At 65.5% G+C, this 14085-nt stretch carries 14 protein-coding genes and 1 pseudogene; 7 read left to right on the top strand and 8 right to left on the bottom strand.

From position 1 onward, the window contains the following. Positions 1 to 68 precede the first annotated feature (68 nt). The gene (locus GA0061099_RS26590; RefSeq protein ID WP_036024860.1) at positions 69 to 749 is read left to right on the top strand and encodes a glutathione S-transferase family protein; all 681 of its coding nucleotides are present in this window, start codon (positions 69 to 71) and stop codon (positions 747 to 749) included. Between the two features lie 54 nt (positions 750 to 803). On the opposite strand, the gene GA0061099_RS26585 is transcribed toward GA0061099_RS26590, so the two are convergent. From GA0061099_RS26585 to GA0061099_RS26565, 5 genes are all read right to left on the bottom strand, one after another. Beyond that, positions 804 to 2813, bottom strand: coding sequence for a HAMP domain-containing methyl-accepting chemotaxis protein (locus GA0061099_RS26585; protein ID WP_036024859.1), 2010 nt, complete (start codon positions 2811 to 2813; stop codon positions 804 to 806). 269 nt (positions 2814 to 3082) lie between these two features. After that, positions 3083 to 5629: an HWE histidine kinase domain-containing protein gene (locus tag GA0061099_RS26580; RefSeq protein ID WP_036024858.1), complete on the bottom strand. Its 2547-nt coding sequence runs from the start codon at positions 5627 to 5629 to the stop codon at positions 3083 to 3085. Next, a complete protein-coding gene (locus tag GA0061099_RS26575; protein WP_338060693.1) occupies positions 5626 to 6282 on the bottom strand; it encodes a biliverdin-producing heme oxygenase in 657 nt (218 codons plus the stop codon). Before GA0061099_RS26575 ends, GA0061099_RS26580 begins: the two co-directional genes overlap by 4 nt. A gap of 54 nt (positions 6283 to 6336) precedes the next feature. Beyond that, positions 6337 to 6504 (bottom strand): DUF1127 domain-containing protein, encoded by a 168-nt coding sequence (locus GA0061099_RS26570; protein WP_074448127.1) that lies wholly within the window; start codon positions 6502 to 6504, stop codon positions 6337 to 6339. A 53-nt stretch (positions 6505 to 6557) separates the two neighbouring features. Continuing rightward, a complete protein-coding gene (locus tag GA0061099_RS26565; RefSeq protein WP_036024857.1) occupies positions 6558 to 7001 on the bottom strand; it encodes a nuclear transport factor 2 family protein in 444 nt (147 codons plus the stop codon). A gap of 91 nt (positions 7002 to 7092) precedes the next feature. Between GA0061099_RS26565 and GA0061099_RS26560 the strand changes: the two genes are divergently transcribed. Continuing rightward, complete coding sequence (locus GA0061099_RS26560) at positions 7093 to 8016, top strand: LysR family transcriptional regulator (RefSeq protein WP_036024856.1); 924 nt, start codon at positions 7093 to 7095, stop codon at positions 8014 to 8016. 109 nt (positions 8017 to 8125) lie between these two features. Here GA0061099_RS26560 and GA0061099_RS26555 read toward each other — a convergent pair whose 3' ends face one another. After that, a complete protein-coding gene (locus GA0061099_RS26555) occupies positions 8126 to 8746 on the bottom strand; it encodes a glutathione S-transferase family protein (protein ID WP_036006329.1) in 621 nt (206 codons plus the stop codon). A gap of 124 nt (positions 8747 to 8870) precedes the next feature. Here GA0061099_RS26555 and GA0061099_RS26550 point away from each other — a divergent pair, with 124 nt between their 5' ends. Further along, complete coding sequence (locus tag GA0061099_RS26550; RefSeq protein WP_036024855.1) at positions 8871 to 10148, top strand: flavin-dependent oxidoreductase; 1278 nt, start codon at positions 8871 to 8873, stop codon at positions 10146 to 10148. Between the two features lie 210 nt (positions 10149 to 10358). Here the strand turns inward: GA0061099_RS26550 and GA0061099_RS26545 are convergent, their stop codons facing one another. Then, positions 10359 to 10781 carry a PaaI family thioesterase gene (locus tag GA0061099_RS26545; protein WP_036006298.1) on the bottom strand — a complete coding sequence of 141 codons (423 nt, stop codon included), beginning with the start codon at positions 10779 to 10781 and terminating at the stop codon, positions 10359 to 10361. Positions 10782 to 10846: 65 nt separating this feature from the next. Beyond that, complete coding sequence (gene mutY, locus GA0061099_RS26540; RefSeq protein WP_036024854.1) at positions 10847 to 11938, bottom strand: A/G-specific adenine glycosylase; 1092 nt, start codon at positions 11936 to 11938, stop codon at positions 10847 to 10849. Between the two features lie 83 nt (positions 11939 to 12021). Here mutY and GA0061099_RS26535 point away from each other — a divergent pair. The 4 genes and pseudogenes from GA0061099_RS26535 to GA0061099_RS26520 all read left to right on the top strand — a co-directional run bounded on the left by GA0061099_RS26535 (position 12022) and on the right by GA0061099_RS26520 (position 13917). After that, positions 12022 to 12302, top strand: a pseudogene (locus tag GA0061099_RS26535) (type II toxin-antitoxin system RelE/ParE family toxin). Continuing rightward, entirely contained in the window at positions 12277 to 12597 is a 321-nt protein-coding gene (locus GA0061099_RS26530; protein WP_036024868.1) for a HigA family addiction module antitoxin, read from the top strand. Before GA0061099_RS26535 ends, GA0061099_RS26530 begins: the two are co-directional and overlap by 26 nt. Before the next feature lie 10 nt (positions 12598 to 12607). Continuing rightward, a complete protein-coding gene (locus GA0061099_RS26525; protein ID WP_036024853.1) occupies positions 12608 to 13105 on the top strand; it encodes a DUF721 domain-containing protein in 498 nt (165 codons plus the stop codon). 140 nt (positions 13106 to 13245) lie between these two features. Continuing rightward, the gene (locus GA0061099_RS26520; RefSeq protein WP_036006292.1) at positions 13246 to 13917 is read left to right on the top strand and encodes a DsbA family protein; all 672 of its coding nucleotides are present in this window, start codon (positions 13246 to 13248) and stop codon (positions 13915 to 13917) included. The last annotated feature ends 168 nt before the right edge of the window (positions 13918 to 14085 follow it).

Here is a 14085-nt window from a genome sequence, read left to right as displayed (position 1 = left end):
AGGCAAGACAGGCTCGCCCAACGAGGCCGCGGCCGCGCGCGGCAATATAGACACCGGGGAGATGCTTGATGCTCAAGTTCTATTTCAATGGATCACCGAACCCGACCAAGGTCGCGCTCTATCTCGAAGAATCCGGCCTGCCCTACGAGCCGGTGAAGGTCGACACCCGCAAGGGCGAGCAGTTCACGCCGGAATTCCTCAAGATCAATCCGAACGGCAAGGTGCCGGCGATCGACGATGGGGGCACCATCGTGTTCGATTCGAACGCCATCCTGCTCTATCTCGCCGAGAAGACCGGCAAATTCCTCCCCTCCAACCGCGCCGAGCTCTTGTCCTGGCTGATGTTCGTCGCGAGCGGCGTCGGGCCGTTTTCGGGTCAGGCCGTGCACTTCAAGCATTTTGCGCCGAAGGACCAGAACCACGACTACGCCAACAACCGCTATCAGTACGAGACCGACCGCCACTACAAGATCCTCGACGCTCACCTGAAGGACCGCCGCTACATGGTCGGCGACAGCTATTCGATCGTCGACATGGCGATGTGGGGCTGGGCGCGGATGGTGCCGTTCAAGCTCGGCGACGACGCCTTTGCGCGATACCCGAACGTGAAGCGGCTGGTCGACGAGATCTCGGCGCGCCCGGCGGCGGCGCGTGCCATCGCCCTGAAGGACAAGTTCACCTTCAAGGCCGAGATGGACGACGAAGCGCGAGCCAACATGTTCAAGCACATGACCACCAAGGTGGCTTGATCGCGCCGCTGTTCGAGGCCACGCGCATCCGCGTGGCCTCTTGCTTTCAAGACGTCAGGCAGCGTGGACCGAGCTCAGGAACTTGGCGACTTCCTGCTTCAATCGGTTGCTGTCGGCCGACAGCGAGCGCGCCGCCGACAAAACCTGCGAGGAGGCCGAGCCGGTCTCGGAGGCGCCGCGCTGCACGTCGCCGATGTTGGACGAGACGAGCTGCGTGCCCTGGGCCGCCTGCTGGACGTTGCGGGAGATCTCCTGCGTCGCCGCGCCCTGCTGCTCCACGGCCGCGGCGACCGTCGAGGCGATCTCCGACAGCCGCTCGATGGTGCCGCTGATCTCCCGGATCGAACCGACCGACTCCTCGGTCGCGGCCTGGATGCCGGAGACCTGCTGGGCGATCTCGCCGGTGGCCCTTGCCGTCTGCTCGGCGAGCGCCTTGACCTCGGTAGCGACCACGGCAAAGCCGCGGCCGGCTTCGCCCGCACGCGCCGCCTCGATCGTGGCGTTCAGCGCCAAGAGGTTGGTCTGGCCGGCAATGGTGCTGATCAGCTCGACCACGTCACCGATCCGCGCGGCGGCCTTGGAGAGCGCACCGACGCGCTCGTTGGTCCGGCTCGCCTGACCGACAGCCTCGGTGGCGATGCGGGCGGATTCCTGCACCTGGCGGGCGATCTCGGAGACCGAGGAGGAGAGCTCCTCGGTCGCAGAGGCGACCGCCTGCACATTGGCCGAGGCCTCCTGCGAAGCGCTGGCGACCTCCGTCGAGAGGTCCTGGGCGCGCGCGGCAGTCGTCGTCAACGTGCCGGCGGAGGCTTCGAGCTCGCCCGATGCCGACGACACCGTGTTGACGATCTCGCCGACGGCCTGCTCGAACTGATCGGCGAGCCTGGCCATGTCTTTCCTGCGGTTCTCGGCCTGCCGCGCCTCGAGTTCGGCCTGCTCGGCGCGCATGCTCTCGGTCTCGATCATGTTGTCCTTGAAGACCTGGATCGCCTTGGCCATGTCGCCGATCTCGTCGGCCCTGCCGCGGCCGGGAATCTCGACCTCGAGATTGCCGCCGGCAAGTCGCCCCATCGCCTGCGTCATCGAGGTCAGCGGACCGACGATGCTGCGGGCGATCAGGAAGGCGACGATGCCTCCGAACAGGATGGCAAGGCCGCCGGCGATCTCCTGCACGGTCGTCGTTCCCGCGATCACGGCCTCGGCGGTGGTGCGCGATGCCTGGTAGTCCTCCTTCAGCGTCGTTTCCGCCACCTTGAGCTTGCCGATGCTGTCGACGATGAGGGGCGCGAGGCTCTTGTGGTAGATCTCGTCCGCTTTAAGCATCGCTGCGGAGGTCGTCTCGAACGCCGTCTTGTAGGTTTCAAGCGAGGTCTTCACCGGCGCCAGCGTGGCGCGCAACGCCGCCGCCTGCGGGCTCTTTTCGAGTGCCCCGAGCCGTTGTAATGCCCTGTCGATGCTCGCCCTGAAGGTCGCAGGGCCCTGCGCATCGCGAAGGGCCAGAAAACGCCAATTTACGATCCTCACGAGCAGGATTCGGGATTCGAGATCGGCGACGAGGGAAGCGGTATCTTCATCGACGGCGGCGCGCGCCACGTCGACGAGCTTGTTCGTCTTGGTGGCCAGGTCCTCGCCACTCGGCAGCAGCGTCGCCTTGCCCGTTCTCGTCTCGTTGACGGCGTCGCCGAGATTGTCACGCAGGCGTCGCATTTTCGCGATCTCGTCGATCAGGCCGTTGTAGAGCGCGCGCCGCTCCTCGGAGAGCGCCCCCTGAGCGCCGACCCGGAGCAGCTCGCTCGCCGCGGTCTCGCGCTCTTGCGCTTCCTTCATTGCGGACTCGTTGCCGTCGTAGACGTAGCGCAAATTGGCCCGCTGAATCGCCTGCAGATGGGCCGATATCTCCAGCACCCGCGCCGTGCTGTCCGAGAGGGCGGATTGTCTTGCGACCTGATCCTGCACGTCCCGCAAATTCCAGACGGCAACCACCGCCATCACGAGACCGACCGCCACCAGGGCCATGAAGCCTGCGTACAGGCGTCCCCTGATCCGCAAACGAAATTTCGGCATTCCCACTGTCCACCCAGATACATGTGAATTCGAGGGGCCGAACGACTCCGGCGATCGTCACGGCCACTCCGACAGCCGCACGCCGCGCCCCTGGCGGCCTACGCTGCACCGCGACACAATGGGGGACACTTCTTAATTGAACCTTCAAATTCCTCGCGCGCCCGATCTCGACCCGCACCAAATCTGCCGATTTTGTCGGCAGCTATGCAAAGCCGCATGCGAATCCGCTGTGCCATGCACGCCGATGCATGCTGTTCGTCAGGGGATGCCTATTGGGCGCCGGCCTGCTGCAATTTGCCGAGTGCATTTTCGACCACTTCCAGCGTGTAGGGCTTCTGGACCACCGGCGCGGAGGCCAATGGCTCGGGGATCGGCGCGCGCTCGCCATAGCCGGTCGCGAAGATGAAGGGCACCCCGATCTCCTTTAGCTTCTGCGCCACCTTGATGCTGCTCTCGCTGCCGAGATTGAGATCGAGCAGAGCAAAGCTCGGCCGCGAACGCTCGATCGAGCGCAGTGCCTGGTCGACGGTTGCGGCGGTGTCGACGTGGCGGGCGCCGAGGTCGAGCAGGATGACCTCCGCGGCCATCGCGATGATCAGGTTGTCCTCCACGATCAGGGCCGTGTCGGAAATCCGTGGACGGGCAGATTGCTGCTCCTCGATACGCATGGCGGCTCCCGCGATGGATGGGACGAGCTGGACGAAGTTGGGCGGAATGACGAACTTCGCCTGGACGCCCAGGAGGTCGAAACGGATCTCGGCATCGCCCTTGAGATCGAACGGCACCGATCGCTCGATGATGGTGGTGCCGAAGCCGCGCCGCGACGGCGGCTGCACGGGCGGACCGCCGCTCTCCTTCCACTCGATGACGAGGCTGGAAGACGGGTCGAGGCGCCAGACCACCTCGACACTGCCGGTGGAATCGGCAAGCGCGCCGTACTTGGCGGAATTGGTCATCATCTCATGAACGACGAGCGCCAGCGTCGCGAACGCCTTTGGATCGAGCGCGACGTCCGGACCGCCCATCTTCACCCGGTCTGCGCGCGCACCGAGATAGGCGCCGGCCTCGGACTCGACCAGGGTGCGGAGCGCGACGGGTGCCCAGTTCAGGTTCGTGATCTGGTCGTGGGCGCGCGCGAGGGCCTGGATGCGGCCGCCGAGCACGCTGGCGAACTCCTCGATGCCGGTCGCGGTCTCCTTGCTCTGCGCCACCAGGGCGCGCACGAGGCTCAGGATGTTGCGGACGCGATGATTGAGCTCAGCGATCATCAGCTCCTGCCGCTCCTGCGCCCCGCGGCGCTCGCGCGCGGCGAGGTCGGACAGTTGCAGGATCACCTCCAGCAGCGTGACGCGCAGGCTCTCGGCGATGCGGATATCGGCCGCCGACCACGGCTTCGACTGCCCCGCCACCGTTTCCTGCCACAACTCGAAGCTCTTGCGCGGGGTGAGGCGCGGCCCGTGCGGACCTTCGTCGTAGACCTTGTTGGGATCTGCGGCCCACTTCACCGATCGCGTGACCTCGCGGCGGAAGAAGATCAGGCAATCGCGCGGCGTGCGCGAGATCGGGATGGCGAGAAAGCCCGCCGCGCGGTCACGGAAGGCCTGGCCGGCGGCGTAGACCTGGGCGATCTCGGCGCTGGCGAAGATCCGGCCAGGCGAAGTCCGGTTGATGAAGGCGACGAGACCCTTCACCTCGTCTTCGGTCGGGGTCTCGCCCTCGAGCGCGATGGTGTTATCGGACCAGACTGCGACGCCGTCGCACTCGATCATCTTGCGATAGTCGCCCAGGAAATCGACGATCGCCCGCCGGCTGTGGTCGTGCGAGGCCGCGATCTCGATCAATCGCTCCTGGACCTGATGCGCGCGGGCCTCATAGGCGACGTCGCCCTCGCGCTCGCGGCCTTCCACGATCCACGAGAACATCTGACCGAACAGCTCGGAGGCCGTGCGCTTGTCGAACGAAATGTAACGCGGCGAATAATGGTGGCAGGCAAACAGACCCCACAGCTTGCCGTCGCGCAGGATCGACACCGACATGGAGGCGGCAACGCCCATGTTGCGCAGATATTCGATGTGGATCGGCGACACCGAGCGCAGCACGCTCATCGACAGGTCGAGCAGTCCCGCATTATGCGTGGCCGTGGACATCAGCGCGGCAGGCCGCGCGTCGACGTCGGCGATGATGCGCAGCCAGTTGCGCTGATAGAGCGCGCGCGCCTGCCTTGGGATGTCGGAGGCGGGGTAACGCAGACCGAAAAAGGATTCGAGCCCAGACTCCGCCGTCTCGGCGATCACCTCGCCAGACCCGTCCGGGTGAAACTGATAGACCATGACGCGGTCGAAGCCGGTCAGCACCTTAAGCTGACGCGCCGCCTCGCGCGCAAGATCGGCCATTCCGCGCGTCTTGCGGATCCGTTCGAGCATCAAGCGCACGAGCTCGCCGGAATTGACGCCGGGCTCGTGGACGCTCGGCTCCGCCTCGACGATCAGATAGACGCCGGAGAGATGGATCGAAAGATCAAAGGGTGGCTTGCCGGGCTGCAGCTCGACGCCGAACAGGCGCTCGGTCGCATCCGGACCGCCGAGATGATCGACCCGGCTGCGGATCGTTTCGACCGCCGCCTCGGAGATCACGCCCGACAGCGGCCGCTGCAGCAGGTCGGCAACATCCGTTCCAAGAAAGCTCCCGACGTTATCCGAGGCCATGCAGATCGTGAAATCCGAGAGCACGGCCAGCAGGAAGCCAAACGGCTGCACACTGCCGGGAATGTGGATCGGCTCGCGGTCGCAATTGGTGAGATTGACGGCCTGGTTCATGCCCGGTCCGCCGCCTGCTCGAATGCGGCGAAGGCGATGCGGGCCGCCTCGATTGCCTCGTCTTCGTCCCAGCACTCGTTGGTTGCAAGCTTCGCCAGGAAACTCTGCCAGAGCCGCCTGCCGGTGCCGTGACTGAGATAGGCGACAGCTTCGCGGAGGCGCGGATCGGCGGAATCCGCGACCATCTTCAGCAGGAATTTTGCCCCGAGACGGGAGCCTTCGAGCACATACATCGTGCCCACAACGCCGCTGCGCGTCAGTGGGGACACGGACACCAGCCGCGGCACCGCGCTGCCGAGGCGCTCGAGATCAGCCAGAATTGCCGCGCTTCGCGACCGCTCCGGCCAGTCCGGGAAAGCGCTGCTGACGCCGGCCTCGACGAGTGCCGTCTCGAGCGGCAGCAGGGCGCCGGCGCTGGCTTGCAGAAAGCGCCGATAGCCGGAGAGCTCGGCCAGCTCGAACGCCGACAGCTGCGCGTCGAGGTCGCGGTGCGCGGCCGACGTTGCGTCTCTTAGTCGTTCGCGGAGTCCGGAGAAGCTGCGGCCTCCCTGCGTTGAAACGTCCGAAGCCCCAGCCAGCATGAAATTCCCGAGAACGCAGGTTGCCGCGGGCGCGGCGCGCCCGGCAACCGAGGGAACGCCGGCGGCACGCAATAGTTCCGCCGGCCTTGGCACCGCGAGAGGCGAGACATGGGGGGTCCACTCCGTTCATTTCCGCCGAACCGTCCTTCTGAGCTCGTGCTCGATCTCGCTCCGGGACATCCCGAAATCCTGAAGCTCGCGTTCGGTCATGGCCGCGAGCTGGCAGCGGATCCGAGACCGCGCGTGCCGGGTCTGCAGGAGTTCCAGCAGCGTCCGACAGGCTCGCACAAACATCGCGGGCCGTGGCGAACAGGAGCGGCCGGTGGACGCGACCTGGTCCAATCCGGTCAGCTCGCTGCCCTCGCGGAGGCTTGCGGAAACGGGCCGAGCGCCTTCTCGGTCAGCATGGAGTCGCAGTACTCGCGAATCTCCTTGATCTTGCCGTCCTCCAGGCGAAACACGAGGCAATAATCGTTGTCGTAACGCACGCCCTCGGGCGTGACGTTATCTCCCTTGGCTTCGACCACCACGGTGTCGCCATCGGCGATGAAGCGATGGGCGACGGTCCGCGTGCGGTCGCGCAGGCGCGTGCGGACATAGCCGTGCAGATCTTTGAGGATCGCGTCCTTGCCGGCAAAGGTGCGCGACCAGGAATATTGCCCGGTGACGACCCATTTGGCGTCGTCGGCGAGACTTGCTGTAAACAGGGCGCGGTCGCGCGCGGCCGGATCGGGATTGGCGGCCGCGGCAAAGATATCCTGCAGCAGTTTCTTGTTGGCGCTCGCGTTCATGGCGGCATCTCCTCGTGGTGACAACGCGGAGATCATCGCCGGGCCAACGTCATTCTTCAAATCGATATGAAATATGATATCTATTCACCTCATGAATTTGAAAACGCTCGACCTCAACCTATTGACCGCGCTCGACGCATTGCTCCGCGAAGCCAATGTCAGCCGCGCGGCCCTGAGGATCGGCCTGTCACAGCCGGCCACGAGCCACGCATTGCAGCGCCTGCGCGACATCTTCGGTGACCCGCTGCTGGTGCGCACGGGCGTACGGATGGAGCTGACGCCGCGGGCGCTGGCCCTGCGTGCGCCGCTGGCGCAGGCGCTCGACCAGGTCCGCGGGCTGTTCGTGCCCGATGACTTCGATGCCGCGCGCAGCGAGCGGCAGTTCCGCCTGATGATGCCAGATCTCGCGGTCGAGCTGTTGATGCCGCCCTTGATGGCGAAAGTGACGCGCCTTGCCCCCAACGTCCGCATCGACGTGGTGCCGTGGCGGGGACCTGCGATCTTCCACGCCGAGTTCGCCCGCACCATCGATCTCGTGATCTCGATCGGCAACGCCTTCAAGGGGTTTCATCGCCAGCTGCTCTACACCGACAGCGACGCGCTGGCGGTGCGGCGCGGCCATCCCGTCGGATCGAGGCTGAAGCGGCGCGAGGCGTTCCTGGCCGCCCGCCATGTCGGCGTGATCATCCGCGGCAATGCCGAGGATCTCATCGACACCTGGCTGCACAGCAAAGGCGTCGAGCGACATATCTCGCTTGTCGTGCCGGGCTATCTCGAAGCCTTGCACGTTGCCGCGCGCACCGATCTCGTCGCCTTCGTGCCGCGCCGGCTGATCGCCGCGCTGTCGCAGCAGCTCGGCCTCGTCACGGTGACGCCGCCGCTCGATCCAGGGATCGACGAGCAGTTCATGTTCCACCCGACGCGCGCGCAGATGGACCCCGGTTCGATCTGGCTGAGAAGGCTGATGCTGGAGACGGGGCGGCAGCTGGAGCAAGCCAGGCGCAAACTCCCGTAGCAACTCTCGTAGGGTGGGTTAGCCGAAGGCGTAACCCACCACTTTGGCTTCCGCAGCGACAGAAGAGGTGGGTTACGCTGCGCTAACCCACCCCACAACAGCTGCGCTCCTACGCCTTCTGCGCCGCCATCACCTTGCTCACCGCGGGGCGATCGGACATGCGCTTGAAGTGATCGGCGATCTTCGGCGTCGCATTGATGTCGACGCTGTCGCCTTCGAGCCAGGTCGAGAGCGTATAGAGATAGGGATCGCAGATCGTGTACTGATCGCCCATCACCCAGGGTCCCCGAAACATCTTCTGCTCGATCAGCTTGAAGCAAGCGCCCATGGTCTTCGGCACCATCGCCTTCATGTCGGCGAACGAGCTCTCCTCCGTCGCCCAGCGCGCGCCGCGCATCTTGTGGGCGTGGTTGATGTGCACGGTCGAGCAGAGATAGGAGTTGAACGACTGCACCTGGGCGAAGTCGAAGGGATCGTCGAGCGGCGCGAGCTTCGCCTTGGGGAAGGTCTGCGCGAGATAGGCCAGCATCGCCGGCGTCTCGGTCAGGACGCCGCGGTCGGTGACCAGCGCCGGCACCCGGCCCTTTGGGTTGATGGCGAGATAGTCCGGGCTGTTCTGCTGGTTGTCCTTGAAGCTCAGCCGCTCAGCGGTGTAGTCGGCGCCGGCCTCTTCCAGGGTGATGTAAGTGGCAAGCGCGCAGGTGCCGGTGGCGTAGTAGAGCTTGAGCATGTCGGACCTCATGGGGAAAACCGGAGGTTAACGGTCCTCCGCCGCGCCGTCCATAGGCGGCCTGTTCGCAGTTGCCCACGGCCGCCCGGCTGTGCCAAGACGCCTCCATCGGAGGGGTTTTCTCATGACGGTACTCATCGCCGGTGGCGGCATCGGCGGGCTGACGCTTGCGCTCAGCCTGCATCAAATCGGCGTTCCCGTGAAAGTGTTCGAGAGCGTCGCGGAACTGAAGCCGCTCGGGGTCGGCATCAACGTGCTGCCGCATGCGGTGCGCGAGCTGATCGAGCTCGGCCTGCTGGACAAGCTGGACGCCAGCGGTGTGCGGACGCGCGAGCTCGCCTATTTCTCCAAGCACGGCAAGCCGATCTGGAGCGAGCCGCGCGGCCTTGAGGCCGGCTACAAATGGCCGCAATTCTCGATCCATCGCGGCACGCTGCAGCAGATCCTGCTCGACACCGCGCTCGAGCGGCTCGGCCGCGACAACATCCTCACCAGCCATCATCTGACCGGCTGGACCGAGACGGCGGGCGGCGTGCGCGCCGACTTCGTCGACAGGGCGACCGGCAAGGCCGCCGGCACCTACGAGGGCACGATCCTGATCGCCGCCGACGGCATCCATTCCGCCGCACGAGAAAAGCTCTATCCGAATGAGGGCCCGCCGATCTGGAACGGCCGCATCCTCTGGCGCGGCGTCACGCCGGCCAAAGCCTTCCTCACCGGCCGCAGCATGATCATGGCCGGTCACGAGATCCTGAAATTCGTCTGCTATCCGATCTCGAAAGAAGCGGACGCCGACGGCAACCACCTCATCAACTGGGTCGCGGAGCGCCACATGCCGCCGACCTATCAGTGGCGTCGCGAGGACTATAACCGCACGGCGCGGCTCGATGAGTTCCTGCCCTGGTTCGAAAGCTGGCAGTTCGACTGGCTCGACGTGCCCGCCCTGATCAGGAACTGCCCGCACGCTTACGAATATCCGCTGGTCGACCGCGATCCGGTGTCGCAATGGACCTTCGGCCGCGTCACGCTGATGGGCGATGCCGCGCATCCGATGTACCCGATCGGCTCGAACGGCGCCTCGCAGGCGATCCTCGACGCGCGCGTCATCACCCGCGAGATCCTGGCGCACGGTCCGACGCAGGCGGCACTGCTCGCCTATGAGGCCGAGCGGCGGCCCGCAACCACCGACCTCGTCCTGCTCAACCGCAAGAACGGTCCCGAGCAGGTGATGCAGCTGGTCGAGGAGCGCGCGCCTGACGGGTACAAGGTCGTCACCGACGTGCTGTCGCAAAAGGAGCTGGAGGACATCGCCGCGAACTACAAGCGCGTTGCGGGATTTCAGGTCGAGGCGCTGAATGCGAAGCCGCCGATCGTGAGCAAGGACGCGCGCGCGGTCGGGTGAGTTCTTTGCTCAAGGCGAGATGTGCGCGAATACGCCCTCTCCCCTTGCGGGAGAGGGCAGCGACGCAGGTAGAAGCGGACTCACTTGGGTGAGGGGTTCTGTCCGCAGGTAAATCTTTTGCAGTAGAATTCGCTGAGGCAACCCCTCATCCGGCGCTTCGCGCCACCTTCTCCCGCAAGGGGAGAAGGAAGAGCAGTGCGCACCGCCGAACTATTTTCCCACCACCCTCGCCGCCTCCAGCAGCCGCTCGCTGGCGCTTGCCGTCGCCAGCACGGTGCCGTCCTCTGCCATCAGCTTGGCTTCGACGAAGGCGATAGTCTTGCCGAGCTGCGTGACCTTGGCTTCGCCGGTGATCGGACCGGGCTTTGCGGGTGCCAAAAAATTCACGGTCATGCTGATCGTGGTGGTGTAGAGCCGGCCCTCGCTCATCACCAGCACCGCCGGACCCATGGTGTCGTCGAGCATCGCCGAGAGCATGCCGCCCTGGATGAAGCCCGCGGGGTTGCAGAACTCCGGCTTGCCGTCGAAGCCGAGCTTGATCCAGCCCTCCTCCGGACGGGCATCGAGCAGGCGCCAGCCGAGCAGCTCGGCGCATGGGGGCCTTGGGAAGTTATCGAGCGCGGTCTTGACCATGCGAGATCTCCTTTGCCCCCTGTTAGCGCAAGCCTGCTGACAGCCTGCTGTCAGCAGGATGGATGCTAGAGATCCAATCCATGCGCGATGACCTTGCGCATGACGTTGGGCAGCGCCTCATCTGCCAGAGTCGCGATCGGCACCCAACGCATGCCCTCGGGCGCGCGGACCCGGGCCTCGGCCTTGGCCGTGTAGACCACTAGCTCGAGCGGAAAATGCGTGAAGACGTGGGTGACGGCGCCCACCTTGCGCTGCCAGCGCGACAGCCCCTTCAGCTGCGGCGCCTGCTGCTTCGCCGTTGCATCGTCCTGGCCGGCGAGCCAGTCCGAGCACGGCACCTCCGTCATGCCGCCGAGCAACCCCTTTTCGGGCCTCGAGCGGACGAGCAGCTCGTCGCCGCGCGTGACCACGAAGGCGGCACCGCGCCTGAGCGTCCCGCTCTTCTTCGGTGCCTTGCGCGGGAACGTCTCCTGGGTGCCCTGCGCGCGTGCCGCGCAGTCCTCGTTCAGCGGACACAGCGAGCAGGCCGGCTTCTTCGGCGTGCAGATCGAGGCGCCGAGATCCATCAGCGCCTGCGCGCTGTCGCCGGCGCGAGACTCCGCCAGCAGCGTCGCGGCCAGTTGCTGGATGAGCGGCTTGGCTTGCGGCAGCTCCTCCTCGACCGCGAACAGCCGCGACACCACGCGCTCGATATTGCCGTCGACCGGCATGGTGCGGCGGTCGAACGCGATCGCCGCAATCGCCGCCGCCGTGTAGGGCCCGATCCCCGGCAGCGCGCGCAGGCCCTCCTCGGTATCCGGAAACACGCCGCCATGTTCGCGCGTCACCGCGACCGCGCAGGCGTGGAGGTTGCGTGCGCGCGAATAGTAGCCGAGCCCCGCCCACATCCGCAGCACGTCGTCCTGCGAGGCTCGCCCCAGCGCCGTGACATCAGGCCAGCGCGCGACGAACTTTTCGAAATAGGGGCCGACCGCCTTCACGGTGGTCTGCTGGAGCATGATCTCGGAGAGCCAGACGCGATAGGGATCGGATGCCTCGCCCGGCGCGGCGCGCCACGGCAAACGGCGGCGGTGGCGGTCGTACCATTGCAGGAGCGCGAGCGGGCGAACCGACGACGCCGTACTCTGTTCCTTCTTGCGCGCAGTCGTGGAGAGCATGCACCTTTACTAGAGGAGGATTCCGCCTGTGGCCAGCGCGACCGGACCGTTGCGCGCTATAACGCCTTGCGTTATACACAGACATGATCCAGAGCTTCGCCAACTCCGAGACAGAGTTGATCTGGTCCGGTCGGAGAAGTCGAAAACTGCCGCCCGACATTCAGAATGTGGCTTTGCGAAAGCTGCGCTTGCTAAACCAGGCGCGGGTGTTGGCGGATCTCAAGGTTCCTCCGGGCAATCGACTGGAGCCCTGAAAGCCAACCGCGAAGGTCAGCACTCGATCCGGATCAACGATCAGTGGCGCATCTGTTTTGTGTGGGATGAAGGAGGACCGAGAGATGTCGAAATCGTCGACTACCACTAGGAACGGGTTCCTCCGCAATCCCCATCCCGGCGAGATCCTGCTGGAGGAGTTTTTGAAGCCGATGGAGCTGAGCCAGAACGCGCTGGCGCGGGCCGTTCACGTCCCGCCGCGGCGGATCAACGAGATCGTCCTCGGCAAGCGCGACATCACCGCCGACACTGACCTGCGGCTCGCCCGCTATTTCGGTCTGTCGGAGGGCTTTTTCCTGGGTCTGCAGATGGACTATGATCTGATGCAACGACGGCGCGAGATCGATCGCGACCTCAAGGCCATCCGGCCTCGCGCCGCGGCATAACGGACGGCTCATGTCCAAATTCGGCCCCATCTTCAAGCCCGGCCCGGTCAGCGCCAAACCGCTCGGGATCCTGCTCGACGACGTCTTTGCCGAGGCCTATGCCAAGCAGGGCTTTGCGGCGCGCGAGCTGGTGACGCGGTGGGCACAGATCGCGGGGCCGGAGATCGCGGCCCATGCCGAGCCGCTCAAGATGCAATGGCCGCGGCCGGTCGAGGGTCAGCCGCAGGAGCCGGCAACCCTGGTGCTACGGGTCGAGGGGCCGATGGCGCTGGAGATTCAGCATTCGGCCGACGTGATCCTGGAGCGGGTCAACCGCTTCTTCGGCTGGAGCGCGGTCGGCAAGCTGGCCTTCCGCCAGGCGCCCCTGTCGCGGCCGCGGGCCCGGAAGCGGCCCAGCCCACCCGACCCCAAGGCCGTCGCCAAGGTGGCGGAGAACCTGACCGAGATCGAAGATGAAGAACTGAAGACCGCGCTGGCGCGCCTCGGGGCCGCCATCAAGCGAAATTGAGCCTCATTCCGCGGCCAAACTGGACCTGTCCGTAGCGCCCGCCATTGCCTCAAACGACGTTTCAAGCTAGCGACAGGCCGTCCGAGCAGGAAACCTTGACCCGTCCTTCGGGCGAACCTTGCCAATCCCGGGAGCCGACCTTGATCATCACCCGCCGCGCCTTCACCACGATGCTGTCGCTGACCGGGCTTGCCGCGTTCGCCGGGCTCTCGCCGCTGCGGTTCATCTCGGACGCCATGATCCCTGAAGCAATGGCGCAGTCGGCCGCCGACGTCGCCAAGCCGGTGTCGCTGCCCGACATGGCGCTCGGCCCGAAGGATGCCGCCGTCACCATCACCGAATACGCCTCGATGACGTGTCCGCACTGCGCCGCCTTCAACGAGCAGGTGTTCCCGAAGATCAAGACGGAATACATCGACACCGGCAAGGTGCGTTACATCTTCCGCGAGTTCCCGCTCGACATCAAAGCCGCCGCCGGCTCGATGCTGTCGCGCTGCATCGCCAAGGACGATGCGCCGAAATACTTCGCGGTCACCGACATGCTGTTCCGCCAGCAGAATGACTGGGTGATGAAGAACACCACCGAGACCCTGACGCGGATCGGCAAGCAGGCCGGCCTCACCCAGCAGCAGGTCGAGGCCTGCCTGAAGGACCAGGCGCTGCTCGACAAGATTGCCGCCGACCAGAAATATGCCAGCGACGTGCTCAAGGTGGATTCGACGCCGACCTTCTTCATCAACGGCGAGAAGATCAAGGGCGACACCTCGTTCGAGGAGTTCGCCAAGAAGATCAACCCGCTGCTGAAGAGCTGATTCGCGCGTCAAGATCCTGATTCGCATCTCGAAAGCCGTATCTTTCCCGGCATAAATCCCTTGGGAAAAGCGGCTTTCGCCGGTTGCCCTCGCGGCGCACCGCGGCCATTGTCCAGCCGCATGAGGCGCCTCGCGCGACTCACCCAGACAGCGACATTGCCTTCCATG

The organism is Bradyrhizobium yuanmingense, from assembly GCF_900094575.1.
In the GTDB taxonomy this organism is placed as follows: domain Bacteria; phylum Pseudomonadota; class Alphaproteobacteria; order Rhizobiales; family Xanthobacteraceae; genus Bradyrhizobium; species Bradyrhizobium yuanmingense.
Note: the sequence above shows the minus strand (reverse complement) of the source record. Positions and strands in the feature narration are given on the sequence as shown.